Origin of the sequence: Exiguobacterium sp. s95 (assembly GCF_018618655.1) — a bacterium.
Taxonomy (GTDB): domain Bacteria; phylum Bacillota; class Bacilli; order Exiguobacteriales; family Exiguobacteriaceae; genus Exiguobacterium_A; species Exiguobacterium_A oxidotolerans.
The window spans coordinates 33323-60153 of the sequence record NZ_JACSMM010000006.1; the positions used below are offsets into that span (position 1 = coordinate 33323).

22 protein-coding genes and 1 riboswitch are annotated in these 26831 nt (G+C 47.3%); of the genes, 20 read left to right on the forward strand and 2 right to left on the reverse strand.

Features of this window, described 5'->3' with window-relative positions:
• The first annotated feature begins 67 nt into the window (after nt 1-67).
• From KNP99_RS10720 to KNP99_RS10745, 6 genes are all read left to right on the forward strand, one after another.
• Nucleotides 68-1423, forward strand: coding sequence for an MATE family efflux transporter (locus KNP99_RS10720; RefSeq protein WP_088836293.1), 1356 nt, complete (start codon nt 68-70; stop codon nt 1421-1423).
• Complete coding sequence (gene mprF, locus KNP99_RS10725) at nt 1420-3978, forward strand: bifunctional lysylphosphatidylglycerol flippase/synthetase MprF (protein WP_214770094.1); 2559 nt, start codon at nt 1420-1422, stop codon at nt 3976-3978. Before KNP99_RS10720 ends, mprF begins: the two co-directional genes overlap by 4 nt.
• A gap of 165 nt (nt 3979-4143) precedes the next feature.
• On the forward strand, nt 4144-5283 hold the full coding sequence (nagA, locus tag KNP99_RS10730; RefSeq protein WP_088836295.1) for an N-acetylglucosamine-6-phosphate deacetylase: 1140 nt from the start codon (nt 4144-4146) through the stop codon (nt 5281-5283).
• Between the two features lie 15 nt (nt 5284-5298).
• Nucleotides 5299-6054: a glucosamine-6-phosphate deaminase gene (nagB, locus tag KNP99_RS10735; protein WP_088836296.1), complete on the forward strand. Its 756-nt coding sequence runs from the start codon at nt 5299-5301 to the stop codon at nt 6052-6054.
• Nucleotides 6055-6166: 112 nt separating this feature from the next.
• Nucleotides 6167-7339, forward strand: a complete 1173-nt coding sequence (gene tnpB / locus KNP99_RS10740; RefSeq protein WP_214845858.1) for an IS200/IS605 family element RNA-guided endonuclease TnpB — start codon at nt 6167-6169, stop codon at nt 7337-7339.
• Between the two features lie 278 nt (nt 7340-7617).
• Complete coding sequence (locus tag KNP99_RS10745; protein WP_214845859.1) at nt 7618-8718, forward strand: LCP family protein; 1101 nt, start codon at nt 7618-7620, stop codon at nt 8716-8718.
• Nucleotides 8719-9229: 511 nt separating this feature from the next.
• On the opposite strand, the gene phnF is transcribed toward KNP99_RS10745, so the two are convergent.
• Nucleotides 9230-9964 (reverse strand): phosphonate metabolism transcriptional regulator PhnF, encoded by a 735-nt coding sequence (gene phnF / locus KNP99_RS10750; protein WP_088836299.1) that lies wholly within the window; start codon nt 9962-9964, stop codon nt 9230-9232.
• A gap of 127 nt (nt 9965-10091) precedes the next feature.
• On the opposite strand from phnF, the gene KNP99_RS10755 reads away from it, so the two are divergent.
• The 12 genes from KNP99_RS10755 to lysA all read left to right on the forward strand — a co-directional run bounded on the left by KNP99_RS10755 (nt 10092) and on the right by lysA (nt 22604).
• Nucleotides 10092-11240 (forward strand): alanine--tRNA ligase-related protein, encoded by a 1149-nt coding sequence (locus KNP99_RS10755; RefSeq protein WP_214770086.1) that lies wholly within the window; start codon nt 10092-10094, stop codon nt 11238-11240.
• A complete protein-coding gene (locus KNP99_RS10760) occupies nt 11237-11665 on the forward strand; it encodes a GNAT family N-acetyltransferase (protein ID WP_088836301.1) in 429 nt (142 codons plus the stop codon). Before KNP99_RS10755 ends, KNP99_RS10760 begins: the two co-directional genes overlap by 4 nt.
• Before the next feature lie 121 nt (nt 11666-11786).
• Nucleotides 11787-12992: an argininosuccinate synthase gene (locus KNP99_RS10765; RefSeq protein WP_088836302.1), complete on the forward strand. Its 1206-nt coding sequence runs from the start codon at nt 11787-11789 to the stop codon at nt 12990-12992.
• On the forward strand, nt 12989-14359 hold the full coding sequence (gene argH, locus KNP99_RS10770; RefSeq protein ID WP_214845860.1) for an argininosuccinate lyase: 1371 nt from the start codon (nt 12989-12991) through the stop codon (nt 14357-14359). The genes KNP99_RS10765 and argH overlap by 4 nt, the downstream gene beginning before the upstream one ends.
• A 71-nt stretch (nt 14360-14430) precedes the next feature.
• Nucleotides 14431-14609: riboswitch (Lysine riboswitch) on the forward strand.
• 112 nt (nt 14610-14721) lie between these two features.
• Nucleotides 14722-15921 carry an aspartate kinase gene (locus KNP99_RS10775; protein WP_029332620.1) on the forward strand — a complete coding sequence of 400 codons (1200 nt, stop codon included), beginning with the start codon at nt 14722-14724 and terminating at the stop codon, nt 15919-15921.
• 12 nt (nt 15922-15933) lie between these two features.
• Complete coding sequence (locus KNP99_RS10780; protein WP_088836304.1) at nt 15934-16926, forward strand: aspartate-semialdehyde dehydrogenase; 993 nt, start codon at nt 15934-15936, stop codon at nt 16924-16926.
• Between the two features lie 22 nt (nt 16927-16948).
• A complete protein-coding gene (dapA, locus tag KNP99_RS10785) occupies nt 16949-17830 on the forward strand; it encodes a 4-hydroxy-tetrahydrodipicolinate synthase (RefSeq protein WP_088836305.1) in 882 nt (293 codons plus the stop codon).
• Complete coding sequence (gene dapB, locus KNP99_RS10790) at nt 17827-18573, forward strand: 4-hydroxy-tetrahydrodipicolinate reductase (protein ID WP_088836306.1); 747 nt, start codon at nt 17827-17829, stop codon at nt 18571-18573. The genes dapA and dapB overlap by 4 nt, the downstream gene beginning before the upstream one ends.
• On the forward strand, nt 18560-19267 hold the full coding sequence (gene dapD, locus KNP99_RS10795; RefSeq protein WP_088836307.1) for a 2,3,4,5-tetrahydropyridine-2,6-dicarboxylate N-acetyltransferase: 708 nt from the start codon (nt 18560-18562) through the stop codon (nt 19265-19267). The genes dapB and dapD overlap by 14 nt, the downstream gene beginning before the upstream one ends.
• 25 nt (nt 19268-19292) lie before the next feature.
• The gene (locus tag KNP99_RS10800) at nt 19293-20225 is read left to right on the forward strand and encodes a branched-chain amino acid transaminase (protein WP_029332625.1); all 933 of its coding nucleotides are present in this window, start codon (nt 19293-19295) and stop codon (nt 20223-20225) included.
• Nucleotides 20222-21280, forward strand: a complete 1059-nt coding sequence (gene alr / locus KNP99_RS10805; RefSeq protein WP_088836308.1) for an alanine racemase — start codon at nt 20222-20224, stop codon at nt 21278-21280. The genes KNP99_RS10800 and alr overlap by 4 nt, the downstream gene beginning before the upstream one ends.
• 13 nt (nt 21281-21293) lie before the next feature.
• A complete protein-coding gene (gene lysA, locus KNP99_RS10810; RefSeq protein ID WP_088836309.1) occupies nt 21294-22604 on the forward strand; it encodes a diaminopimelate decarboxylase in 1311 nt (436 codons plus the stop codon).
• 121 nt (nt 22605-22725) lie between these two features.
• On the opposite strand, the gene KNP99_RS10815 is transcribed toward lysA, so the two are convergent.
• On the reverse strand, nt 22726-23925 hold the full coding sequence (locus KNP99_RS10815) for a LysM peptidoglycan-binding domain-containing protein (RefSeq protein ID WP_214802528.1): 1200 nt from the start codon (nt 23923-23925) through the stop codon (nt 22726-22728).
• A gap of 191 nt (nt 23926-24116) precedes the next feature.
• On the opposite strand from KNP99_RS10815, the gene KNP99_RS10820 reads away from it, so the two are divergent.
• Both KNP99_RS10820 and KNP99_RS10825 read left to right on the forward strand, forming a co-directional pair.
• Complete coding sequence (locus tag KNP99_RS10820; protein ID WP_088836311.1) at nt 24117-25244, forward strand: ABC transporter ATP-binding protein; 1128 nt, start codon at nt 24117-24119, stop codon at nt 25242-25244.
• On the forward strand, nt 25241-26824 hold the full coding sequence (locus KNP99_RS10825; protein ID WP_088836312.1) for an ABC transporter permease/substrate-binding protein: 1584 nt from the start codon (nt 25241-25243) through the stop codon (nt 26822-26824). The genes KNP99_RS10820 and KNP99_RS10825 overlap by 4 nt, the downstream gene beginning before the upstream one ends.
• Nucleotides 26825-26831: the final 7 nt, after the last annotated feature.

The following is a 26831-nucleotide window of genomic DNA, read 5'->3' on the forward strand; positions in this document are numbered from 1 at the left end:
ACAAGCTAATAGACAGAAATAATGATTAAAATAGAGCCGTTTCTTAGCTCTGGAATGTGGTGAAGTCATGTTAGAAACGTTTACGTTGTCTGGAAAGATTCAACAATTCATGAAAATTTTCTTTCCAATCTTAGTGACGCAAGTCGCTTTTTATTTGATTAGCTTTTTTGACACGGTCATGGCTGGACGATACGGCTCAGCTGATTTAGCTGGTGTCGGTGTCGGAGCAAGTCTTTGGGCGCCTGTCTACACAGGTCTGACGGGTATTTTATTAGCCGTCGCGCCGCTCGTCTCGCAAGCAATGGGTGCAAGGAAGGAGCGTGAAGTCAAACGAATCGTCGTTCAGGCACTTTACGTTTCAGTACTCATCATCGTTGTCACATTAGTACTCGGTTTACTGTTCGTCAATCCGATTTTGAATCAGATGGAATTATCGGGTGAAGCAAGACGTGTCGCACGTGTCTATCTCATCATGCTCGGATTTGGTATCATTCCGATGTTTATCTTTTTTGTCCTTCGCACATTAGTCGATTCTCTCGGGAAGTCAAACATCACGATGGTATTATTATTATTCTCTTTACCCATTAATGTTGCTTTCAATTATCTCTTTATCTTCGGAAAGTTTGGTTTTCCGGAGTTGGGGGGTGTCGGGGCAGGGGTCGCGACGGCAATCACATATTGGTTATTGTGTATCGCCATTACCGGGATCGTTCTAAAAGGGGAACTGTTCCAGCGCCTCGGTATTTTACGGCGATTCTACAAACCGGATTTTACTCGGATTAAGGAACTGGTCTTTTTAGGGGCGCCGATTGGACTAGCAATTTTTTCCGAGGTCAGTATTTTCTCAGCCGTGACGTTGTTACTCGGTGCGTATGGGGATGTCGTAATCGGTGCGTATCAAGCTGCAATCAACTTTGCATCCTTCGTCTACATGCTCCCCCTGTCAGCTGCGTCAGCTTTGACGATCACTGTCGGGTACGAAGTTGGGGCGAAACGCGTCAAGGATGCCGTCCAGTACATTTGGATTGGGCTGTTATTATGTATTGCTGTCTCGCTCTTCTCCGGCGGACTCTTGTACTTACAAAATGAACGGGTCGCGGCACTCTATAGCAATGATCCGGAAGTAATCAATCTAGCCGCACATTTCATGATTCTCGCGATTTTCTTTCAGTTATCCGATGCGGTCGCAGCACCGACTCAAGGCGCGTTACGTGGTTTTAAAGATGTCAATGCCACATTCATTTTGACGATTTCGGCGTACTGGGTGATTGGCTTACCGCTCGGTTTTTATTTCGAACGGTTTACGACACTTGGACCGGACGGTTACTGGTGGGGACTCATTATTGGTCTTGCGGTCGGAGCAACGTTATTGCTCTTACGATTGGTCTATCTCGTCAAGAAGTCAAAGGAGGTTGTTGGATGAAGCTCAATAAACAACGAATCGTTACGATCGCGAAAATTATTTTACCGATTGCTTTAATTCTCTTTATCTTGTATCAAGGACAAAGTGAATTGAAAAATTTATCTTTAAATGAATCGATTCAAGCCATTCAGCAAATCCCATCATGGAAGTTCATTCTTTTAGTCGGTGCCGGTCTCCTTGCCGTCGCGACGATGTTCTTTTATGACGTCATCCTGTTACGTTCTTTGGAGGTCAAAGCGCCGCTCGGACTCGTCTTCCGGGCTTCGTGGATTGCGAATTCGTTTAACGGAATCATCGGATTTGGTGGTCTTGCCGGTATGGGGGTTCGGACGGCGCTTTATCGGCCTTTCGTTGAAGGAAGTCGTCTCCTGAAGGCAATCGGCTGGATGGCGCCGACGTTGATTAGTGGACTATCGATTTTATCTGCATTGTCTTTATTAAATATTTTCCCGGCGTTCGAAGTGCTCGATTTTAAAAAATGGCTTTGGCCCGTTATCATTGGTGTCGCACTTTTCTTCCCTTTATATCTCCTGTTTACGTTCAGACGCGGGGCGAGTAGCATTCGACCATCGTCGATCGTACTGTATTCACTCGTCTCGCTCGTAGAATGGTTCAGTGCCGGTGTCGTCGTCTATTTAATTTTACAGGCACTCGGAACGGACGTCAGTTTTGCGAAAGTCATCGGTGTATTCATCATCGCGGCGACGGCCGGATTGATTTCGATGGTTCCCGGGGGTTTTGGTTCGTTTGACTTGGTTTTTTTGATTGGTATGCAACGCGCTGGTGTAGCGGAAGGAAGCGTCTTGACGGGACTGTTGATTTACCGTCTGGTCTATTACATAGTGCCCTTTGTGATTGGGCTGGTGTTCTCAGCACGCGAATTTAGTGGACCTGTTGTCAAAATGATTGAAGATAAGCCGATCGTCGGACCATCCGTCGAAGTCGGTGGAGTCATTTGGCGCTTGCAACTGCGCTTTTTAAGTAAGGTCCGTCATTTTGCGTTAGCCTTGATCACGTTGCTCGCAGGTATTGCGATTTGGGGACTTGCGATTTTACCGCCGGTCTCGTCACAATACGATTTTCTAGAAGCCCGTTTACCGCATGAATTATTACTACTTGGGAACAGTTTCTTCTTGATGGGCGGGTTATTATTCGTCTTACTGGCACCCTCGTTATATCGACGGACGAAACGTTCGCTCTATATGGTATACGGGGCATCATTCTTCGCACTGATTGGGATGGCCTTACGAGGATTCAACTTAATCTCGCTTTCTGCGGTTCTCGTTGTGCTCATTTTGCTGACGGTTTCGGCAAAATCTTTCCACCGCGAGCGGACGCTGATTACGACGATGCGGTTAATGCGTGCATCGTTGGCCGGGATACTTTACCTCGGTGGATTTGTTTTCTTCGGGTATACGTTTTATACGTTAGGGTCTGCAGACGGAACGGAAGTGTATCCGTCTCATGAAATTTCGATGTTTGCAGCAAGTGCAACGATTTTTGCACTTGTTTACTTGTTAGTGTTCATTCGCCTGTTCAACACGTTTAACCATCCGGTCCTCGGAGAGGCTTTTGATGAAACGAAAGTCCGTCAGACGTTGACGGAAGAAGGCGGAAACTACTTGAGTCATTTGGCTTTTTTAGGAGATAAACGATTTTTCTTCTCAGAATCGGGTCGGGCATTTCTTCAATTCAGTCAGACGGGAAATCGGATTATTGTGTTGGGTGACCCGAGTGGGAACCCGGATGAACATTCGCAATTGATTGGTACGTTTCTACGCCGCGTCGAGGATTTGGGCTACATTCCGAACATCTATCAGATTCAGGCGCAAAACATGTCCCTGTATCATGATTTTGGTTTTAACTTTTTTAAGTTAGGTGAAGAAGCAATTGTTGATATTACGACGTTTACGGTTTCTGGTAAGAAGCGAGCTGGACTACGTTCCATTAAAAATCGTTTTGAACGAGAAGGCATGACGTTTGAAGTTGTAAAACCGCCATTTTCAAATGCCTTACTTACATCGTTACGTGACGTATCAGATGACTGGTTAGGGAACAAAGTAGAAAAAGGGTTTTCACTCGGATACTTTCAGTCAGACTATTTGAATCAAGCACCCGTTGGAATCATGCGTGACGCGGCAGGCGACTTGCTTGGCTTCATGACGTTCATGCCTGCTTATCAAGACGGTGTCTTATCAATCGATTTGATGCGCTTCCGTCCTGATGGACCGAATGGGATTATGGATGCGATGTTCATCCGTTTGTTTGAGTATGCAAAAGAAGCAGGCTATCATACGTTCAATATGGGAATGGCACCACTATCTGCTGTTGGAGAAGACGAAACGTCATTTTGGCAAGAACGTGTCGCGGCTGACGTCTTCAATAACATTCGTTACATGTATAGCTTTACAGGCCTAAGACGCTACAAAGAAAAATATGATCCAAAGTGGGAAGGACGTTACTTGGCGTATCGCAAACGTCAATCGTTGACGATTGCGATTTTAAAAGTGACACGTCTCATTTCTAAAAAGAAAGACCGTGTGTTACTGCCATGACGGTGAGGATTACGCGTTTATCAATCAGGGAAGATTCCAGTGAATGTGTGGAATCTTCTTTTTTTATTAAACAAATGTATAAAGGTCTATACAACTAGAAATAGAGGCGTTATACTAAACAGAGAGAAACGACTCTTGAGGCAAAGCAAGAAAGGAAGCGAAGATATGACTGTCATCATCAATGCGAACATCTATACGGGTCAGACCGTGATAGAGAAGGGATTCATTCGGTTTGAAGAGACGATCAGCGAGCTAGGCGATATGACGAAGTATGTACCAGTGGCGGAAGAAGGGGTACTTGATTTAGAAGGGAAGCAATTGATTCCAGGAATGATTGATGTTCATATTCATGGGGGATATGACGTCGATACGATGGACGCCGATAAAAAAGGCTTAATGCGTCTTAGTCAAGCGATGTTAGCGGAAGGTGTCACGTCCTTTTTTGCGACGACGATCACACAAGACTGGAGTCAAATTACGCGCGCACTCGAGGCGGCGCGGCAAGTGATGGAAACCGAGACAACGACAATTGAAGGCATTCATCTTGAGGGACCGTTTATTAATCCGGATTATGCGGGTGCCCAACCACTCGACTATATCGTTGAGCCGGACGTCGAACAATTTTTAAAGTGGCAACAGGCAGCAGGTGGTCAGATTAAACTCGTCACCTATGCACCCGAACGACCGGGAGCGCGGGCATTTGAAGAAGCGGTCCGTCTGACGGGGGCAGTTCCGTCAGCCGGCCATACCGACGCAACATACGAGCAGAATGAGCAAGGGAACGTCGTCCACGGGACACACTTGTACAATCAGATGCGGGCACTGCATCATCGCGAGCCGGGAACAGTCGGATACTGTCTACTCAATCCAGCGGTTCGTGCGGAAATCATTCCGGACGGGATTCATAGTGCAAAAGAAATGGTTGATTTTGCGTACCGGATGAAAGGAGCAAGCCGGTTGACCGTCATCACGGACGCGATGCGGGCAAAAGGCTTACCAGAAGGTCAGTATGAGCTCGGTGGCCAAGCGGTCGACGTAAAAGATGGAGCAGCGCGACTAGCGAGCGGAAATTTAGCCGGAAGTGTCCTGACGATGGATCAAGCGCTCCGGAATATTATTGCCTTTACAGGGTGTTCCCTTGAAGAAGCGGTACGGATGACTTCAATCAATCAGGCAGAAGAATTTGGTCTGACGAAAAAAGGGGTGCTCGAGATTGGTAAAGATGCTGATTTCGTTGTGTTAGATGAATCATTATTTGTCGAGCGGACGATTCATCGTGGAGCAGTCCATACATTTAAAAAATGAAGGGAGTCTATTTTTATGAAATGGATGATTGTCGAAAAGGCTGAAGAATTGGCACAAGTCACGTATCAACTTCTCAAAAATGAAATTCAACGGCAAGAGGAGGGGTTGACGATTGGGCTGGCGACAGGGAGTTCGCCTGTCGGCGTCTATGAAGAGTGGTGTCAAGATACATTAGACTGTTCGCACGTGACGACGGTCAATCTTGATGAATATGTCGGACTTAGTCCGACGCATCCGCAAAGTTATCACACGTTCATGAAGGAACATCTGTTTAATGCAGTTGCCTTCAAGAAATCATATCTTCCATTCGGAGATACGGAAGATGCCCATGCAGAAAGTGAACGTTATGAACACCTGGTTCGTAAGCTTGGTGTCGATCTTCAATTGCTTGGAATCGGTTCGAACGGACATATTGCCTTCAACGAACCCGGCACCTCATTTGACGCGACGACTCACGTAACGAAGTTGACAGAATCGACGCGTGAAGCGAATCAGCGGTTCTTCGAAAAGTTAGAAGATGTTCCGTCACATGCAATCACGATGGGGCTCGGTACGATCATGGAAGCGAAAAAAATCTTGCTCGTAGCCTCTAGTGCCAGAAAAGCAGAAGCCGTGCGCGATATGATGGAAGGTCCGGCGACGCCCGATTGTCCGGCGACGATTCTACAACGTCATGCTGACGTGATGATTGTCCTGGACGAGGAAGCTGCCGCCTTATTGTCTGAAGAAGCGAAACGTACTGGACGCGCAGCCTATACGAATTTTATCTAAATCAGGCGAGAATACGCCCACTTCTAAACGATCAGGGTGAAGCCCTAGTGAAAGTGGGAGATGAATCGCCACCCTCTCTTTCAGGTATATCCGTTGTAAGGAGGTGAACATCATGCCGACACACAAGGCCTACACATTCAGAATACACCCGACAAAAGAGCAGGAAATCCTGATTGCGAAGACGATCGGTTGTTCGCGCTTCGTCTTCAACCACTTCTTAGCGAAGTGGGATGAGACGTATAAAGCGACAGGTAAAGGACTATCCTTCGGGTCTTGTTCGAAAGAACTCCCGGTGTTGAAGCAGGCGTTCGACTGGCTGAAGGAAGTCGATAGCACGTCTGTGCAGACGAGCGTCAAACATCTTGCTGATGCCTTTGACCGCTTCTTCAAGAAACAGAACGAACGTCCTCGCTTCAAGTCGAAGAGCAATCCCGTTCAATCGTACAAGACGAACATTCAAGGGAAATCTCAACTTCCCGAAGTCTCTATAATCGGCAACAAGTTAAAACTCCCGAAGTTGAAATGGGTCCGTTTCTCTAATTCGAGGCAGGTCGTCGGACGCATCTTGAACGCGACCATCCGGCGTAACGCTTCAGGAAAATACTTCGTCTCCCTGCTCGTCGAGCAGGAGAGCAACGAAATGCCGAAGACGGGCTCATCCGTCGGCGTCGATGTCGGATTGAAGCACTTCGCCATCCTGTCGGACGGCACGGTGTACAAGAACGACCGTTACTTCCGTTCGCTTGAGAAAAAGCTGGCGCGCGAGCAACGCAAGCTTTCTCGTCGTCAACGGTTGGCCTTGGACAAGAACGGAAAACTTTCCGAGGCGAAGAACTATCAGAAGCAGAAGCGGGAGGTCGCCCGCATCCACGAGAAGATCGCCAACAAGCGAACCGACTTCCTGCACAAGGTATCGACCGAAATCGTCAAAAACCACGACGTCATCGGCATCGAGACCTTGCAGGTGAAGAACATGCAGAAGAATCGCAAGTTGAGCAAGTCCATCTCCGAGGTCAGTTGGTCGGAGTTCTTCCGCATGCTCGGATACAAGGCGGCATGGTACGGGAAGACCATCGTGAAAGTCGGCAAGACCTTCGCCTCCAGTCAACTGTGCTCCAGTTGCGGGCATCAACACAAAGACGTGAAACATCTTGGCTTGCGTGAATGGACATGCCCGAGTTGCGGGATCCATCACGACCGGGATGTGAACGCAGGATTGAATCTTAAACAAGAAGCTGAACGCCTCTTAGCTTCTTCAACCGTCGGGACGACGGGGTTAGCCTGATCAGGTTTCGACCGTGAGGTCGGATCACTCAGGAATCCTCCACCTCTAAGCGAAGCGTAGGTGGAGGTAGTTCAAAAAATGATTGACTACAGGAGGTACGTGATTCCGCTATGCGGTTTCCCGGACCTCTTTTTTCGCTAGGAGATACGATGTCTTTAGTGCATGGTGTTGCACGCGTCATAGTTTAATCGAATCGTAAATTGACATTTCAGTAAATGTAGGGATAATGGAGATTAGCGCACTTTACAGAAAATTTACGTGAAAATGAGGGCTTGAACATGCAAACGAGATCAGCAAGAAAGAGGCAACCGAGCGCTGGTAAGATGTTCATAAAAGTGATAGCAGCACTTTTATTACTTCTAACAGTGATTGGTTCTGGTTATGCTGGAGCGGTTTTTATAAAAACACAAGAAACTTTAGCAAAAACACAGATTACAATCCCCGGCTCAAAAGTGAGTTCGAAATATGATGATGTCCCGTCCGAATCCTTCTTGATTTTAGGAACCGATGAAACAAAAGCAAGTAAAGATCGGAATGAACCGGCACGTTCTGACGTCATGATTGTCGGTATCTTGAATAAAGAGTCGGAGCAACTCGTTTTAACGAGTATTCCGCGTGATTCACTCGTCAACATCGACTACTCGAACTATGATGTACCTTATGGAAAAACAGGGGTCGAACAAGATAAGATTACCCACGCGCATTATTTTGGTTCGATGGATCAATCGAACTCATACAACGGGATTAAGTTAGCGCGTGAGACAACGGAGAATCTTCTCGGGATTCAAATTGATCATGTCGTCAAAGTAAATTTCCAAGGATTCGTTCAATTGATTGATGCATTAAACGGTGTCGATCTTGACGTCCGTTATGCATTTAAAGAACAAGATTCTGCACGTAAGGCAGATACGATTACCGTGGAAAAAGGGATGCAGCACCTGACGGGAGAACAAGCACTCGCTTATGTTCGTAACCGACATGATGATCCACTCGGTGACATCGGTCGTGGACAAAAGCAAATGCAAGTCATCCAAGCCGTTGCAAAAGAAGCCGCAAGCTTCCGCTCACTCGGTGCATACCGTGATATTTTGAACGCAGTCGGAGATAATGTTGAGACAAACTTAGGTCCAAATGACTACACGCGCCTCGCGGACTACACGACAGCTTTACAAAATACGACGGAATACCAGCTTGCTGGAGAAGGCTATATCGGAATCAGTGGGAAATGGGAGTACCATCTGGATCCGAATCAATTAGAACTCGTCAAAAATAATTTAGCGCAAGCCATGCAGGGGCAAGAAGTTGCGCCGATTAAAGAGGAAACAGAGTTACCGGCGGAAACGGACCAAACGACAGAAACCGATTCGACGATTCAATAAGTGTAAGTTTGATTCTCGATAACGATTTAAAAGACCCTGCCGGCTTTTGCGGCAGGGTCTTTTAAACTGTAGGCAAACTCTTATGAAACGTAAAAATGTGATATCGAGAAGCAACAGTTCGCGCTTCCCTGTCTCGCCTCGTCTTCAAAGCGGCAATCTTCCGCGCCGCTACAGCAAAGCTGCAGGGTCGCGACCGATTGCTTTTCGCGGTTCTAAGCGATTCGAGACGAATCGCGGCGCTCTAAACCGTCTTCATGCCCGGCCTTCCGTCACGGTATTACCTAAAAAGCGTCATGTTTCGTTGACTCCTACGGGAAAAAGTGCGTTTTTAACGCACTTTCAGAGGCAGGCAAGACCCTGCTCGTTGGCCGTGAGGGCCAAGGAGTAACGGCTTGCGCCTCGCCCGAGGAAAGCAACGAAAAAAGACACTTTTATTTTCAGATATCACTTTGTCTACACGCTGAAAGACCCTGCCGGCTTTTGCGGCAGGGTCTTTTTGTGATATTAAACATTAGCGGCGGCGTTCCATTTCAACAGTAAACGTATAGCGATCGCCCCGATAAGCAGAAATGACATACTCGAACGGTTGATCCGTCGCGAGGAAAGTCAATTGTTCAACCGACAAGACGGGCGCAGCTGTCGTCAGTCCGAGATGTTGCGCTTCTTCTTTTGTCGCGAGGCGTGATTCGAACGTCTGGCTTGCACGACCGAGGTTGAGTCCGCTTGCTTCAGCAAAAGCATAGAGTGACGCCGTCGCAACATCCTGATTCAATCCAGGTAACAACTGTTCCGGAATATAGACGGTCTCGAGCGCAAGCGCTTGTTCATCAGCGATCCGGAGTCGCTTCAATTCATACACGGTCGCGCCTTCACGAATTCCGAGTTTATTGGCAATCGTCATTTCGGCAGCAATCATCTGATACGACAACAATTCGCTTGCAGGTTCGAGCCCTAAATGTTCCATTTCTTCCGAAAAGCTTGTCAGTCCAGATAATTGCATGACGATTTTTTTATTCGCAACGAATGTGCCGCGTCCTTTTTGACGAATCAAATAGCCGGCGTTGACAAGATTCGTGATGGCTTGGCGGACGGTCATCCGGCTAATTTGATGGGCTTCAGCAAATTCGCGTTCAGAAGGAATTAAATCGCCGGGTTGCAACACCCCGCCTTCGATTTGTTGTTTTAATGCAGCTTCAATTTGATAGTAGATGGGGAGTGGTGAATTTTTATTGATGTGCTGAATCACGGCATTTCGTCCCTTCGCGGTCGATAGTCTTTCATCTAGTGTACTAGGAAATGGACAAGTCGACAAACGATACTAGGCGAAATATGGCATAATAGCAAATGAATAGATTGAGAAAGGTGGGGTAGACATGCGACTGGAGCAAATTTATCCTGCGGTCCGAAAGTTCGTGACACGCGTGACGAATGTTAAAGAAGAACACGGATACTGGGTTGCTTTAGAAGAAAGTTATTTTTATCCGGAAAGTGGCGGACAGCCGGCGGATCGAGGGACATTAAACGATTTGAAGGTTCGTGACGTTCAACTTAAAGCCGGTATCGTGTGGCATCAAGTTGATCAAAAAATCGAAGGTACTGTTACGGGCGTCATCGATGACGCCGTCCGGACGGATCATGCGGCACAACATACGGCGCAACACGTAATCTCAGCGATTTTGCAGGACGAGTTCAATATCAAGACATTAAGTTTTCGGACGGGCTCTGAAGAATCGACACTAGATATTGAAGCAGGTGAATGGAATGATGCCTTGCAAGCGCGTCTTGAAAAAAGATTGCGCCACGTCATTACATCGGCGTTACCGATTACGGCGAACGAGTACGACGAGGCGGCGGCACTCGCACTGCCTTTACGTAAAACACCCCAAGTGACAGGAAAGATTCGTGTCGTCCAAATCGGTGAACTGGACTATAGCGCCTGTGGAGGAACACACCTCGAATCGACAGCTGATTTAGAATTGATTATCTTGACAGGGCAGGAGCGGGTTCGGGGGAATATTCGACTGATGTACGTCGCGAAAGGGCGCGCATTTGAGTTGTTAACGAAGGAAAGACGTGCCTTGCGTGAAGCCGCTCAATTGTTATCGGCTAAAAAAGAGCAGCTGCCGCAAGCCGTCGAAGAATTAAAACAAGATGTCGTTCGCTTGAATCGGATGATTGAAACAGTTCAAGCCGCACATGTCCGTACGGAACTCAATAAACTACTGGCGTCGACGGAGGATTGGATTTTCGTAAACCATGCTGACGAGGCATTGCCATTCTCTGAAAGACTAGTCAAAGCGATTGCGGAAGCAGGACGTCTCGGACTCATTTGGAACGAATCAGCTAAAAAATTATTGATGCAAGGATCAAGTCCGGTCCACCTCGGGAAATTTGCCAAAGTCCATTTGAAGACGTTCAATGGACGTGGTGGTGGTAGCGAGCACGTCGCACAGGCGATGTTCAACACGCATGAGGATGCAGTTGCTTACATAGAACGATTGAAGGAGGAACAAGTAACATGACAGTGATTCAAGTAAAAACAGCAGAGCAGCACCAAGCAGTCCGAATGATTCGCGAACGGGTCTTCGTCGAAGAACAAGGGGTTCCTCGTAATCTTGAATATGATACCCATGACGAAACAGCGATTCACTTGCTTGTCCTTGACGAACAAAATCGCCCTGTCGCGACAGGACGGACACGTCCCTACGACGATCAACGGATGAAGGTCGAACGTGTTGCGACGCTAGCTGCGACACGTGGGAAAGGCTACGGCGGTGAGCTGATGCGAGCAATGGAACGCGTGGCGAGACGAGAGGGTCGGAGCATCTTGACGCTTGGTGCTCAAGTTCAAGCGATTCCTTTTTATCAAGGCTTAGGATACAACATCATGTCCGACGAATTTGATGATGCCGGCATCCCACACCGAACGATGGAAAAGAAAGTTTAATTGAGAAATTTTAAAGAAATCCTGTAAAAAGGGTTTCTTTTTTTGAAATTCTATGTATATATATAATTAATAATGAATTTTTATACAGACAGATGAATTCGAAATCAGGGAGGAATTAATAATGACGAAACAAAAATTAATTTTAGCGTATTCTGGGGGACTTGATACATCGGTGGCAATCAAATGGTTGAGTAAGGATTATGATGTCGTCGCTTTATGTATGGACGTCGGCGAAGGAAAAGATTTGACTGTCATCAAAGAAAAAGCGTTGCTCGTCGGAGCCGTCGAATCGATTGTTCTTGATGTCAAAGAAGAATTCGCAAATGAATTCGTCTTACCAGCACTTCAATACGGCGCCCACTACGAAGGCGCGTATCCACTGATTTCGGCACTGTCTCGCCCGCTGATTGCTGAAAAGCTCGTCGAAGTTGCGCATCAACATGGCGCAACGGCCGTTGCACATGGTTGTACAGGAAAAGGAAATGACCAAGTCCGGTTTGAAGTTTCGGTCGCAGCACTCGATCCTTCACTGGAAGTCATCGCCCCTGTACGGGAATGGAAATGGTCACGTGAAGAGGAAATCGCTTATGCAAAAGACAACAATGTCCCGATTCCAATCAATCTCGACAGCCCATATTCAATCGATATGAACCTTTGGGGACGGAGTAACGAATGTGGTGTCCTTGAAAACCCTTGGACAGAACCGCCGCAAGATGCTTATGCACTGACGGTCGCACCGGAAGAAGCACCGGATCAAGCAGAAGAAGTCATTATCGGTTTTGAAGCGGGTGTTCCGACTTCAATCAACGGAACAGTCTACCCACTGGCGAAGTTGATTACAGAACTCAACATCATCGCCGGAGCACATGGTGTCGGACGGATTGACCACGTCGAGAACCGTCTCGTCGGAATCAAATCGCGGGAAGTGTATGAATGCCCGGGAGCAACGGTCTTGCTAAAAGCCCATGCCGCACTCGAGACCATCACATTGACGAAAGACGTCGCTCACTTCAAACCGATTTTAAGTCAACAATATGCAGAAACAATCTACAACGGTTTGTTCCACGCACCGTTAACGAAAGGTCTGAAAGCATTCTTAAAAGCGACGCAACAAGACGTCACGGGCGAAGTACGGGTCAAACTCTACAAAGGGAATGCGACGGTCACAGGACGTCAGTCACCGGTGTCACTTTATGACGAGAAGCTTGCGACGTATACGAAAGAAGATGCGTTCGATCATGAAGCAGCGAAAGGATTCATTAAATTGCACGGTCTTGCGATTGCGACACACGCAAGTGTTCATCGGCAGGAAGGCGTGACAAAATGACGAAACTTTGGGGCGGACGGTTTACAGAAGGGGCTTCCGCTCAGGCTGAAGCGTTTGGGGCATCGATTTCATTCGACCAAAAGCTTGCGGCAGTTGATTTAGAAGGAAGTCTCGCCCATGCCAATATGTTGTATCAACAAGGTATCCTAGAAGAGACGGAATGGAAAAAAATCGAAGCGGGTCTCAAGACGTTACAAGCTTCGATTGGAACACATGTCTATTCGCTTGCTGACGAAGACATCCACATGAATCTCGAACGGTTGCTGACGGAACAAATCGGACCGGTCGCAGGGAAGTTGCATACAGCGAGAAGTCGGAATGACCAGGTTGCGACGGATTTACATTTGTGGATGGAACAACATGTGGTTGATTTAATCGAAAGCCTACGCAACTTGCAGACGGTGATTACGGAACAGGCGGATGTACACATCGAAACCGTCATGCCGGGGTATACCCACTTACAGCGGGCACAACCGATTTCACTTGCACACCATCTACTCGCGTATTTTTGGATGTTCGACCGTGACGTAGATCGTCTGACAGATAATTTGAAACGGATTCGGATTTCGCCGCTCGGTGCTGGGGCACTCGCCGGGACGACATTCCCGATTGACCGTTTCAAGTCAGCGGAACTGCTCGGATTTGAGCACGTCTATCCGAACAGCCTCGATGCTGTATCGGACCGTGACTTCGTCATTGAATATCTCGGGATTGCTTCGACGGTCATGATGCACCTCTCACGCTTTTGTGAAGAAATCATCATCTGGGCGTCGCAAGAATTTTCATTCATCGAATTGTCAGATGCATTTTCAACGGGTTCGAGCATGATGCCACAAAAGAAAAACCCGGACTTCGCTGAATTGATTCGCGGAAAAACAGGGCGTGTCTATGGAAACCTGATGGGGTTCCTGACGACGATGAAAGCATTACCGCTCGCTTACAATAAAGACATGCAAGAAGATAAAGAAGGTGTCTTCGATACGGCAGATACCGTTTTACAATCCGTTCAAATCTTTACGGGAATGCTCGAATCAGCAACGTTTAAGACAGAAGCGCTCAAGAAGGCGACAATGCAAGACTTCTCGAATGCGACGGAACTAGCAGATTATCTCGTCACAAAAGGTGTTCCTTTCCGGGAAGCGCATGAAATCGTCGGAAAAGCGGTCCTCCATTGTGTTCAGACGAATTGTTTCTTAAAAGATTTAACGCTTGAAACGTATCAAACGTTCCACTCCGTCATCGCGGAAGATGTTTATCCGCTCCTCGACCCGGTGCAAGCAGTAGCAAGAAGAGGAAGTTACGGCGGGACAGGTTTTGCTGCTGTTTCTGTACAACTCGATCAAGCGAAGAAAAAACTCGCGGATTAACGGAAAAATGAAAAAATTTTAGCAAATGACTGGATTTAACAAAAAATGTTTGCTATAACTGTAACTAACAACCGACAGATAGAGGCGCGGATGACATCAGTAACATCATTTATTGAAGCGAGCATGCTGAGTGATGTGAAAGGGGAAATCCGCCGAAGTGAATGAGAAAGATGCTTCTTCTCATTTGCTGGTACAACGGTTAAGATCCGTTGTACTGCCGAAACCGATGTTTCGGAGCGCTATCTTACGTAAAAGAACGAAAGACTTTGTCTTCGTTTGTCCGATCGTGATAACGACGGGCCGTAGGAACGCTCCTACCGGCCCGTCGTTTTTTTCTGTTTCGGGACAAAGGAGATAGGATTGTGACAACTGTACTTAAATTTGGTGGTAGCTCGGTCGCGACTGTCGAACAGATTCAGTCAATTGCGAATTATTTAAAAAATCGGACAGAACAAGGTGAAAAATTAGTGGTCGTCGTCTCTGCGATGGGGAAGATGACAGACTCGCTCATCGCACAAGCGCAAGCAATCACGGATCGTCCTGAACGACGTGAACTCGATCGATTGCTCGCAATCGGCGAAGAACAAACGATTTCGTTACTCAGCATCGCCTTAAATTCCGTCGGAGTAAAAGCCTTATCACAAACAGGTGCGCAGGCAGGAATCAGCACGATGGGGGTTCATACGAAAAGTAAGATTAAACAAATTGACGGGGACTTGTTACGAAAGAAACTCGAAACCTATGATGTCGTCATCGTCGCCGGATTCCAAGGTGTCAACGAGCTCGGGGATGTTACGACACTCGGTCGTGGTGGATCAGACACAACGGCTGTCGCCTTAGCGGCCGTCCTTGATAAGCGCTGTGAAATCTATACAGATGTCGACGGTGTCTATACGGCGGATCCGCGGATTCATCAAGCGGCACAGCCGATTCCACAAATTTCATATGATGAAATGATGGAAATGAGTGCACTGGGATCGAAGGTCATGGAGATGCGCAGCGTCGAACTCGGGAAAAAATACGGCGTGCATATCTTTGTTGGGAAAACACTTGAATCGGAAAGAGGGACTTGGATCATGGAGGCAACAGAAACGATGGAACAAAAAGCAGTCACGAGCGTCAGTGTAACGAAAAATGTTTTGACGGTTTCAATCAAACACGTTCCACAAACCAATTCAGCAGTCGCCGACATTTTTGAATTGTTATCGAATCGCCATGTCAATATCGACATGATCAGTCAAACGACCTTTGATAGTGACGTGTTCCTCTCGTTCTCTTGTCCACTCGATGAAGAAGAGTTTCTCGAAGAGGCACTGAAAGATATCATCGATCGTTTTCCGACCGTTAAAGTCGATCGTCATAACGAGCATGCCAAGTTATCGGTCGTCGGAATCGGAATGCGTGACGCAACGGGCGTCGCATCAAAATTATTTGCGACGTTCCGTGCCGAGAACATCACGTTTTATCAAGTCACGACATCAGAAATCAGTATCTCGTATACAATCGCACAAGCAGATATCGAACGAACGGTCGCGGCGATCGCGAACGCGTTTAGCCTGTAAGGAGGAATGAACATGTACCACGTAGCAGTCATCGGTGCGACAGGCGCCGTCGGACAAAAGATGTTACAAGTCTTGAAGGAACTCGATTTTCCAGTCGGTCAACTGTCGGCGTATGCTTCAGAACGATCAGCAGGAAAAGTCGTTTCGTTTAATGGAACGGACGTGACGATTACAGCTTTATCGGAAGACATCATCCATCACGGGATCGACGTCGCATTATTCGCAGCCGGTGGAGCAATCAGTGAACAGTATGCCCCCTTGCTGGCAGAACACGGAACACTTGTCGTCGATAATTCAAGTGCTTTCCGGATGCAAGAGACGATTCCGCTCGTCGTACCAGAAGTCAATCCGGAAGCGGTCAGCAGCACCGACCGACTGATCGCTAATCCGAACTGCTCGACGATTCAATCCGTCGTTGCCCTGGCACCACTCAAACACTTAGGTTTTGAACGAATCACGTATACGACGTATCAAGCAGTCTCCGGTTCCGGTCAAAAAGGAATTGAGGACTTGGCGCGAGGCAGCCGCGGTGAAGAACCGGTCAACTATCCGCACCCGATCCATGATAATATCTTGCCGCATATCGATGTCTTCTTAGAAGACGGGTACACGAAAGAAGAGCAAAAAATGATTGACGAGACACGGAAGATTTTTAACCAACCGAACTTACCGGTCAGTGCGACGTGTGTCCGTGTTCCCGTCACAAATTCGCATTCGGTTGCAATCAACGTGACGTTTTCAAACGAGACGACGGTCGAAGCGATTCGCACAGCACTTGCTGACGCGCCAGGCGTCGTACTGGTTGATGATGTTTCGCGAAATCAGTACCCGATGCCGCTTGATGCAAGCGGGACGGACGAAGTGTACGTCGGGCGGATTCGTCAAGATCAAACGCTCGCGAACACATTCCATCTGTGGTGTGTCGCGGATAACATTCGAAAAGGCGCGGCGTCAAATGCAGTCCAGGTCGCGCGTCATGCTTTAGAAAACGGCATCCATTCTTAATCATACTAAGGAGGAATTTAACATGTTCAAAGGAGCAGGAACAGCACTAGCGACACCGTTCAATTCAGCAGGTGAACTCGACTTAGTCGTTTTTGAACAGTTGATTGAACAGCAACTTGCAGCCAATATCCAAGCGCTCGTCGTCGCCGGGACGACAGGTGAAGGATCGACGCTTTCGAGCGAAGAGTTCGAAACGTTACTTGAGACAGCAGTCCGTGTCACGGCAGGTCGTGTTCCGGTCATTGCCGGTACGGGAACGAACAATACGGCACAGACGATTGAAAAAACGAAAACGGCTCAGCGGCTCGGAGCGGATGCAGCGATGCTCGTGACACCGTATTACAATAAAACGTCACAAGCCGGTTTGATTGCTCACTTTACCGCAGTCGCGGATGCTGTCGAATTACCCATCATGTTATACAACGTACCTTCACGGACGGGTGTCGCGATTGCAGTTGAGACAGCTGTAACACTCGCGGAGCATCCGAACATTCAAGCATTCAAAGAAGCGAGCGGGGATGTCAGTTTCATGGGTGAATTGATGACGGCACTCCCCGAAGGTTTTGCAGTCTTCTGTGGCAACGACGATCAAATCCTGCCGTACATGGCATGGGGAGCACAAGGTGTCATCTCGGTCCTGTCGAACCCGTACCCGGCAGAAACACAAGCGCTTGCTGAAGCCGTGCTCGCAAACGACTTAGTGACGGCACGACGCATTCAAAGTGATTTAATGCCTGTCATCGCAGCCATCTTTAGTGACGTCAACCCGATTCCTGTTAAAGCAGCACTCGAAGAAGTCGGGTTTGCAGTCGGTGCACCACGCTTGCCGCTCGTTCGCCAATCCGAAGCCGGGCATGCACACTTACTCGAGACGATGCGTGCTTATAAAGGAGTGGTTCGATGAAGCTTGCCATTCATGGATATGGTGCGACAGGGCATTATGTCGAGGAATTGGCACCCGCTGAAGTTGTCGCCGTTATCGATCAGACGAAGTCAGCGGAGAAAATTCCTTCGTATCAAACGGTGTCCGAGCTAACAGAAGAAGTCGATGCCATCATCGATTTCTCTCACCCGAGCTTGTTGCCGGATTTACTGGCGTATGGCCTCAAAACGAAAACACCGCTCGTCATCGCGACGACCGGATTTTCGGAAGCGGAGTTACAAACGATAAAAGACGCTTCGACTGAAATTCCAATTTTTCAGTCGTACAACATGTCGTTCGGGATCGCGATGATGCAGCAATTGTTACAGGTGCTCGTACCACTCGCCAGTTCGTTCGATATCGAACTATTAGAAAAGCACCACAATCAAAAGGTCGATGCACCAAGCGGGACGGCAGAACTCTTATTGCGGACGATTCAAGAACTCCGTGACGTCCAGCCGGTCTATGAACGTGAATCGACACGGGAAAAACGCCAAGCGTCTGAGATCGGCATGCACTCGATGCGTGGTGGAACAATTTTCGGTGAACATGAAGTGTTGTTCGCCGGGGTCGATGAATTGATTGAAATCAAGCACACGGCATTATCAAAAAAAGTATTTGCTTCAGGTGCGATTAAAGCAGCCGAAGCACTCATTCAAAAATCGGCGGGACTCTACACGTTAGAGACGCTCTACTCACAGGAGGATTCACATGTTACTAACTGATGCTTACGAAATTGCGAAATTCATTAAAGATGCTAAAAAACAGACACCGGTCAAACTTTACGTCAATGGCGATTTAGCGGGCTTGACGATTGAAGGGGCGACAGCTTTCGGATCGGATGAATCAAAAATTTTCTTTGCAGATGCAGGACTTGCTGCGACTTTCTTAGAAAAGTATTCAGACCGAATCACGGACGTCCACGTCGAATACGATCGTCGGAACAGTGCTGTACCGATGCTTGACACACGTCACTTGAATGCGCGAATCGAACCGGGTTCGTGGATTCGGGATCATGTCGTCATCGGCGATAACGCCGTCATCATGATGGGTGCAATCATCAATATCGGTGCATCGATCGGAGATGGTACAATGATTGATATGAACGCCGTCGTCGGAGCACGTGGCACGATTGGGAAAAACGTTCATGTCGGCGCAGGTGCCGTGGTCGCAGGTGTCCTTGAGCCACCTTCAAAAACACCGGTCATCATCGAAGATGGTGTCTTGATCGGAGCGAACGCCGTCATCTTGGAAGGCGTCCGTGTCGGAAAAGATGCAGTCGTTGCAGCAGGCAGTGTCGTCACAGAAGACGTCCCTGCAGGTAGCGTCGTTGCTGGAACACCAGCACGCGTCATCAAACAGAAAGACGAAAAAACAGCAGAGAAGACGCAACTAGTGGATGATTTACGTTCACTCTGATTGACGTCGAAGAGGAGGAAAACACATGGCAGTGGATACACAGTATGGTGAAGCGATTTGGTTAGACGGGATTTTTCATGATCCAAAAGAAGCGAATACGAGCGTCATGTCACACGCGATTCATTACGGAAGTGGTTTTTTCGAAGGGATTCGTGCTTACGCGACGCCTGACGGTCCGGCAATTTTTCAATTGACGGAACACATCGAACGTCTCTTCCGGAGTTGCGCGTTCTATCACGTCACGATTCCATATACAGTGGAAGAACTTGTCCAGGCAACGATTGATCTCGTTGCGAAAAATGGCTTTGAGTCTTGTTACATCCGTCCATTCGTTTTCCTCGGTACACCGTGGCAAGCCTTGATGGCAAAAGATACGACGGTTCACGTCGGCATCTCATGTTGGGAACTTGGTGAATACTTCGATAAAGGTGTCGGCATTCGTGCGAAAGTCGCCTCTTACCGTCGGGTATCGTCAACGATGATGCCGATGCAAGCGAAAGCCGCTGCGAACTATATGAACTCACAACTCTTAAAAGGCGAAGCCCTTCGTGATGGATTTGACGAAGCAATCGCACTCGATATGAACGGTAATGTCAGTGAGGCAAGTGTCGCGAACTTATTCATGTTGAAAAACGGGACAATCTACACGCCGTCACTAGACTGTTCTGTCCTTGACGGCATCACGCGTCAAGTCATCATGCGCCTCGCGCAAGATCAAGGGTACCCGGTCGTCGAACGTCATATCGGGCGTGACGAGCTGTATGTCGCAGACGAGATTTTCTTAACAGGGACAGCGGCAGAAATCACGAGTGTTGGTGAAATCGACCATATTACAATCAACGGCGGAACACGGGCTGTCGCGGATGAATTACTCGAGCTTTACCGACAAACGGTCTCAGGACAACTCCCGCAATATGCAGACTGGTTGACACACGTCACACCAGCGGTAGCTGAATGAATACACGTACACGCGTAACAATCGATCGGGAAGCGGTGCGACAAAATGTCGCATCGGTCTTCGCTCGATCGCAAAAACAGATTTTCGCCGTGGTGAAGAATAATGCCTATAACTTAGGTATGCTTGAAATGGTCGGGACATTGATGGAAGCGGGCGTGCATCATTTCGCTGTCGCTGAAGTTTATGAGGCAATTGAAATTAAAACGAATTTTCCAGACAGTTATGTCTTAGCGATGAATCCAGCGACTCAGTTCGAGGCGGCTCGAGACTATGGCATCGCGCTTGGAATCCCGTCGGTAGATTGGTTGAAGCGGTATCAAGCAGACCTTTCGAACATCGAACTCCATTTAAAGGTCAATGTCGGGATGAACCGTTTTGGTGTCAGTTCACTTGAAGAAGCGCAAGCAGTCCTTGAAGTAGTGCAGGAGCAACAGCTCTGTTTGACAGGGCTATATACACATTTTCCGCTCGCAGACGAGCCGGGAGCGGACCATGATGGACAAGTCGAGCGTTTCTTAGCGATTGCGAACGTCGTCCAGACACAACATGAATTTACGTACATGCATGCTGAAAATAGTGCGACGATCGTCAAACATGACGAGCGCCTCGCCTTTTGTAACTATGTTCGTCCCGGTATCTTTTTGTTCGGTTATTCACCGATTGAAAAGATGGACTGGTTAGTCCCTACATTACGGATGACGACAGAAGTCGTTGAAATCCGTGAAGTTGGGGCGGACGAACACGTCGGATACGGTACGTCTTACACGACGGATCAACCGCTTCGTGTCGCCGTCTTACCGGTCGGTTATGGTGATGGTGTCGTCCGAGGGCGGTCCGCTTTACCTGTATTGATTCACGGGAAACCGTATTCAATCATTAGTAAATTATTCATGAGCCATACGTTCGTTGCCGTTGATTCGACAGTCGAAGTCGGGGATGAAGTCGTCTTGTACGGGGACGGAATTGAAATCGACGACATCACACGGACGGGAACGGCAAATAATTCGGAACAGATGTGTGCACGCTCATGGCGATTGGCACACCGTTATCTATAAGGAGGAACTATTTATGTACGGAAGCTCGTATTTGACGGAACAAGACAACACGCTTCAAATCGATGGTGTCGCAGCAACAGATTTAGCAGCACAATATGGAACACCCCTTTACGTGATGGCAGAGCGTGAACTGACAGACCGTTTAGCGACCGTACGAGATGGTTTCTTAACGAAATATCCGAATACGTATGCTTCCTTTGCTTCAAAAGCGTTGACGATTGGTGCCGTCTATCAGCAAGTCGTACGTCACGGACTCGGAATCGATGTCGTGACGGGGGGCGAGCTTTACATCGCGCGTCAAGCGGGCGTACCGGCAGAACGGATCTATTTCCACGGCTCGAACAAATCGACGCAGGATTTACGGTATGCCGTCGAAGAAGGCGTCGGAAAAATCGTCATCGACCATTACGGTGAGATTGCACAGCTCGAACAAATTGCAGCAGATGCTTGTCAGACGGTAAACGTATTGATTCGAATCGTCCCCCAGGTCATCGGTGGGGCACATACTAAAATTCAGACGGGCGGCGTTGATACGAAATTTGGATTCTCGACCCATGATGAATCGTATCTTGAAGCCGTTCGGGCAATCTTAGCGTCGGAACATCTTGTCCTGCTCGGTATTCATTGTCACGTTGGATCACAAATCCAAGATCTTTCGTTGTTCGAGCGGACGGCGCGGACGATGATGGGGTTTGTCGAAACGATTCGTCAAGAAACGGAATTCACGGCGAGCGAAGTCAACGTCGGCGGTGGATTCGGGATTGCGTATACGAAAGACGATGTCCCGCTTGATTTTGAACAGACGATGGAGCATGTCATGGCAATCATCGAGGAAGAGTCGACACGACTTGGAATCGAACGTCCACGGATTGGGATTGAACCAGGGCGGTGGGTTGTCGCGAATGCCGGGACGACACTCTATACGGTCGGGGCGATTAAAGAAGTCCAAGGGGTTCGGACGTATCTGTCTGTTGATGGCGGCATGGCAGACAATATCCGTCCTGCGCTGTACGGTGCAGTCTACGAAACAGTCATCGCCAATCGGGTGACAGGAACGCTGCGCGAAGTGACGGTCGTTGGTGCTGCTTGCGAATCCGGCGATTTAGTCGCAGAAAAAGCGCAATTGGCGGAACCGGCTAGCGGGGATACGCTGGCGGTCTTCGGGACGGGCGCCTATAATTTCTCGATGGCGAGCAACTACAATCAATTTTTACGTCCGGCAGTCGTCTTCGTCAATCAAGGGGAAGCGCGGGAAGTCGTCCGACGCCAAACATATGCGGATCTCGTTACGTGTGATCTCGGTCTAGAAAACGTACGATCTTAATAAACAGCAAGCCTTCCCCGTCGACCGAAACGAGGAAGGCTTGCTGTTTTAAATTTCAGGAAACAGGTTTATCTGCCGAAAGATGGTGTTTCGAAACGTTTTGAGGGAACATCAAGTCAAATTATTTGGATGGGATGACCAATACTTGTCCGATTGAAATCAAGCTGACATTCGTAATCTTATTCGCTGCTGCGAGCGAGCTGACTGTCACATTGTACTTACGGGCAATCGCATAAAGCGTATCTCCACTTTTGACGGTATAAGAAGTCGTTGTTGGGGGAGGTGTTGTTGACGTACCGGGAATTTTCAACACTTGACCAACAGAAATCAAATTGAGGTTAGTGATGTTGTTTGCTGAAGCGAGTGCACTGACGGAAACGTCGTACTTCCGAGCGATAGAATAGAGTGTATCCCCGCTTTTGACGGTATAAGAAGTCGTTGAGCTTGGGGGAGGTGTCGTCGACGTACCGGGAATCGTCAAGATTTGTCCGACAGAAATCAGGTTAAAGTTGGTGATGTTATTTGCTTTAGCTAAAGCGCTGACAGAAATGTTATAGAGGTTTGCGATTTTATAGAGCGTATCGCCAGACTTGACGGTATACGTTTTACTACCTGAAGTCGGGAGTTGCAGTAATTCAGAAACCGTAACGAACGTATACCCTTTAGCTTTCAGTTGCGTAATCATTGAAGGAAGGGCGGTTGGGGTTCCGGATGCACCGGCACCCGTATGCATTAAGACAATCGATCCCGGAACGATGTTCGGAATGACGCGGTTCAAGATTGCGGTAGAACTGATTCCTTTCCAGTCCGTCGTATCGATGTTCCATTGAATCGTTTTCGTGTAACCTGCATTACCGACGGCTGCTAAAACAGCACTGTTGCTTGCACCAAATGGAGCCCGGAAAATTGGTTTTGTTGTCTGTCCCGTTAATGAGTTAAGCAGACTTTCCGTCCGTGTCAATTCACTTGTCATCTGACTTGCAGACAAAGTCGTAAAATCGGGGTGACTGTAGGAGTGATTTCCAATTTGATGCGTCGGTGTTGCATTCGCGATATTTTTGATCGACTGTGGGTGATTCGCGGCACCGGCACCGGTCAGGAAGAAGGTTGCTTTGACATTGTTACTTTTTAAGATACTGAGAATTTTACCGATGTTTGTACCATCCGCCCCGTCATCGAACGTCAATGCCACCACTTTGTTCGTTGTCGAACCTTTCGTGATGAATGTTGAGCTAGCTGCTTCGACTGGTAGCTGATAACTGGATAATGGAATGAACATCAGTAACAAGACAACAAGTAACCGAAGCCATTTTTTTCGCATTATGATTTCCTCCTTTTCAGTCCGCTGACACTTCCGCAAACGCTTTACTTATCATTACCCTTTTTTAACAAAAAAACAGAACAATTCCCGTTTATTTCGAGATTTAAACAAAAAAACGAAAAATATTGTTTGAATTCAAAAAAAATAGGGAAAACATAATATATGGAAATAGTAAAAGGAGTGAAATATGGATGATCGAATTTAAAAATGTCGGGAAGCAATTTAAGGACAATGTTGTCTTAAAAGGCTTAACGCTAGAAATCAAAGCGGGTGAACTCGTTGTATTCATCGGTCCGAGTGGCTGTGGAAAAACAACATCGCTCAAGATGATCAACCGTTTGATTGAGCCCTCTTCAGGAACGATTTTAGTGAATGGGAAGGACATCATGAAGACGGATACGATTGAACTGAGACGCCATATGGGCTACGTCATTCAACAAACCGGTCTATTCCCACACATGACCGTTCGTGAAAATATTCAATTGATTGCCGGTCTTGAAGGAAAAGATCACGATCAAATGGATCAACGGACAGAAGAACTTCTCCAAATGGTCGGCCTCGACCCGAAACAATTCATTGACCGTTACCCAAGCGAACTCAGTGGTGGACAACAACAACGTGTCGGTTTTGCCCGTGCATTGATGAATGATCCAGATGTTATTTTAATGGACGAACCGTTTAGTGCGCTCGACCCCGTTACCCGCAACGACCTCCAAGAAGAATTATTTAATCTCCAAGAAGAAGTAAAGAAAACTATCGTATTCGTCACCCATGATATGGATGAAGCGATCAAGCTAGCCGATCGGATATGTATCATGCGTGATGGGGAAATTGTTCAATTTGATACACCCGAAGAAATTTTACGACATCCAAAAGATGAATATGTTGAATCATTCATTGGAAAAAATAAAATTTGGAGTAGTCCGGCGTTCATTAAAGCAGAAGATATCATGATTGAAGATCCCGTCTCAATCAGTGGTAAGCGGACGTTGCTGCAAGGGATAGAAATCATGCGTGGACGAAAAGTGGATAGCCTGCTGATTACAGATCGTGATCGTACATTACAGGGAATCGTTAAATTGAAAAACATCCAAACGGTTTCAGATAAGAGTCAACGAATTGAAGAAATCATGGAAGGTGAACTTGTTGCCGTCGATGAACAGGATTCACTGCTTGATGTATTAGAAGTAATGAACCATGAAGAAACAGGTTATTTACCTGTAACGAACAAAGCCGGTCAATTACGCGGCTTGATTACACGAAGTAGCTTGCTTTCCGTCTTGAGTGAGCAGTTCATTCAGGAGGAGGAAGTGCAATGAGTGGATTTTTTGACTATGTAAAAAATAACACTGATCAAATCTGGAACTTATTACTTGAACACTTACAGCTGACCGTATTTGCGGTCGTCATCGCAGTTATCTTAGGGATTCCGCTCGGTATTTTAATTACGCGTTATCAACGGTTCGCTAAACCAGTCCTCGCCTTGACGAGTGTCGTTCAGGCGGTTCCGAGTCTCGCGTTACTTGGTTTCTTGATTCCGTTCATCGGGATCGGCTCGACACCGGCGATTATCATGGTCGTCTTGTATTCATTACTCCCGATTGTCAAAAATACGTACACAGGTTTATCAAGTATTCCGGGAGATATGTTGGAAGCTGCAAAAGGGATTGGACTGACCGAACGACAAGTTTTAGGAAAGGTTCAAATTCCGCTTGCCCTACCGATCATGATGGCCGGAATTCGGATTTCTGCCGTTACAGCAGTTGGATTGATGACGATTTCTGCGTTCATCGGTGCCGGTGGACTTGGTTATCTTGTCTTCTCCGGTATTCAAACCGTTGATAACAATCAGATTTTAGCCGGTGCGATTCCAGCAGGTATTTTAGCGCTTGCGATTGACTTCATCGTCAGCCGGATTGAATATTCGGTCGCACCAAACGGAATTAAGCTGGCAGACGGACGGGTCAAAAATCGGACACGTAAACGTCGCAAAGCGATGTCGGCTGGTAAGAAAATCGCAATTGCGAGTATCGTCGTTTTATTAATTGGTGGAACGGTTGCGTATTCGTTCTTGAAGCCGGATAAAATCGTCATCGGTTCAAAGAACTTTACGGAACAATTGATTTTAGGGAACATGTTGGCTGATTTAATCGAAGATAAGACCGACTTAGAAGTTGAACGTCAATTAAACCTCGGTGGTACAAAAGTTGCCTATGGTGCGCTTGAGACTGGAGAAATTGACGCGTATGTAGACTATACGGGGACGCTTCTGATCGATGTACTCAAACAAGAAGTAGAAACGGATCCAGAAGTCGTGTATGAAAAAGTTAAAAAAATGATTCCAGCGAAAAGTCAGGTCGATGTCCTCGATCCGATTGGTTTCAATAACACGTACGCATTAGCGATGACAAAAGAAGACATCGAAAAATATGATTTGAAAACAGTCTCTGATATGGCTGCTGTCAGTAATCGTCTGATTCTTGGTTCAACAATTGAGTTCGCGAATCGTGAAGACGGATACCTTGGCTTGAAAGAGAAATATCCGGACATGAAATTCAAAGATGTCCAGCCTGTTGATGGTGGGCTTCGTTATACGGCATTGACGAATGGAAAAACGAACGTCATCGATAGTTTTTCGACAGATGGATTGTTGAAGAAATTTGATTTGACGGTCCTTGAGGATGATAAAGAATTCTTCCCACCGTATTACGCGGTCCCAATCGTTCGTCAAGAAACGTTGGATGAACATCCAGAATTAAAAGAAGTTCTCAATATGTTAAAAGATAAAATCACGGATGAGAAGATGCAAGAATTGAACTTTAAGGCTGACGTCGAAAAAGAACGACCAGAAGATGTCGCACGTGAGTTCTTGATTGAAGAAGGTATGATTAAAAAATAATAAAAAG

Coding starts and splice junctions, on each gene's coding strand:
- KNP99_RS10720 (WP_088836293.1), top strand. CDS start 68: ATGTTAGAAACGTTTACGTTGTCTGGAAAGATTCAACAATTCATGAAA.
- mprF (WP_214770094.1), top strand. CDS start 1,420: ATGAAGCTCAATAAACAACGAATCGTTACGATCGCGAAAATTATTTTA.
- nagA (WP_088836295.1), top strand. CDS start 4,144: ATGACTGTCATCATCAATGCGAACATCTATACGGGTCAGACCGTGATA.
- nagB (WP_088836296.1), top strand. CDS start 5,299: ATGAAATGGATGATTGTCGAAAAGGCTGAAGAATTGGCACAAGTCACG.
- tnpB (WP_214845858.1), top strand. CDS start 6,167: ATGCCGACACACAAGGCCTACACATTCAGAATACACCCGACAAAAGAG.
- KNP99_RS10745 (WP_214845859.1), top strand. CDS start 7,618: ATGCAAACGAGATCAGCAAGAAAGAGGCAACCGAGCGCTGGTAAGATG.
- KNP99_RS10755 (WP_214770086.1), top strand. CDS start 10,092: ATGCGACTGGAGCAAATTTATCCTGCGGTCCGAAAGTTCGTGACACGC.
- KNP99_RS10760 (WP_088836301.1), top strand. CDS start 11,237: ATGACAGTGATTCAAGTAAAAACAGCAGAGCAGCACCAAGCAGTCCGA.
- KNP99_RS10765 (WP_088836302.1), top strand. CDS start 11,787: ATGACGAAACAAAAATTAATTTTAGCGTATTCTGGGGGACTTGATACA.
- argH (WP_214845860.1), top strand. CDS start 12,989: ATGACGAAACTTTGGGGCGGACGGTTTACAGAAGGGGCTTCCGCTCAG.
- KNP99_RS10780 (WP_088836304.1), top strand. CDS start 15,934: ATGTACCACGTAGCAGTCATCGGTGCGACAGGCGCCGTCGGACAAAAG.
- dapA (WP_088836305.1), top strand. CDS start 16,949: ATGTTCAAAGGAGCAGGAACAGCACTAGCGACACCGTTCAATTCAGCA.
- dapB (WP_088836306.1), top strand. CDS start 17,827: ATGAAGCTTGCCATTCATGGATATGGTGCGACAGGGCATTATGTCGAG.
- dapD (WP_088836307.1), top strand. CDS start 18,560: ATGTTACTAACTGATGCTTACGAAATTGCGAAATTCATTAAAGATGCT.
- KNP99_RS10800 (WP_029332625.1), top strand. CDS start 19,293: ATGGCAGTGGATACACAGTATGGTGAAGCGATTTGGTTAGACGGGATT.
- alr (WP_088836308.1), top strand. CDS start 20,222: ATGAATACACGTACACGCGTAACAATCGATCGGGAAGCGGTGCGACAA.
- lysA (WP_088836309.1), top strand. CDS start 21,294: ATGTACGGAAGCTCGTATTTGACGGAACAAGACAACACGCTTCAAATC.
- KNP99_RS10815 (WP_214802528.1), bottom strand. CDS start 23,925: ATGCGAAAAAAATGGCTTCGGTTACTTGTTGTCTTGTTACTGATGTTC.
- KNP99_RS10820 (WP_088836311.1), top strand. CDS start 24,117: ATGATCGAATTTAAAAATGTCGGGAAGCAATTTAAGGACAATGTTGTC.
- KNP99_RS10825 (WP_088836312.1), top strand. CDS start 25,241: ATGAGTGGATTTTTTGACTATGTAAAAAATAACACTGATCAAATCTGG.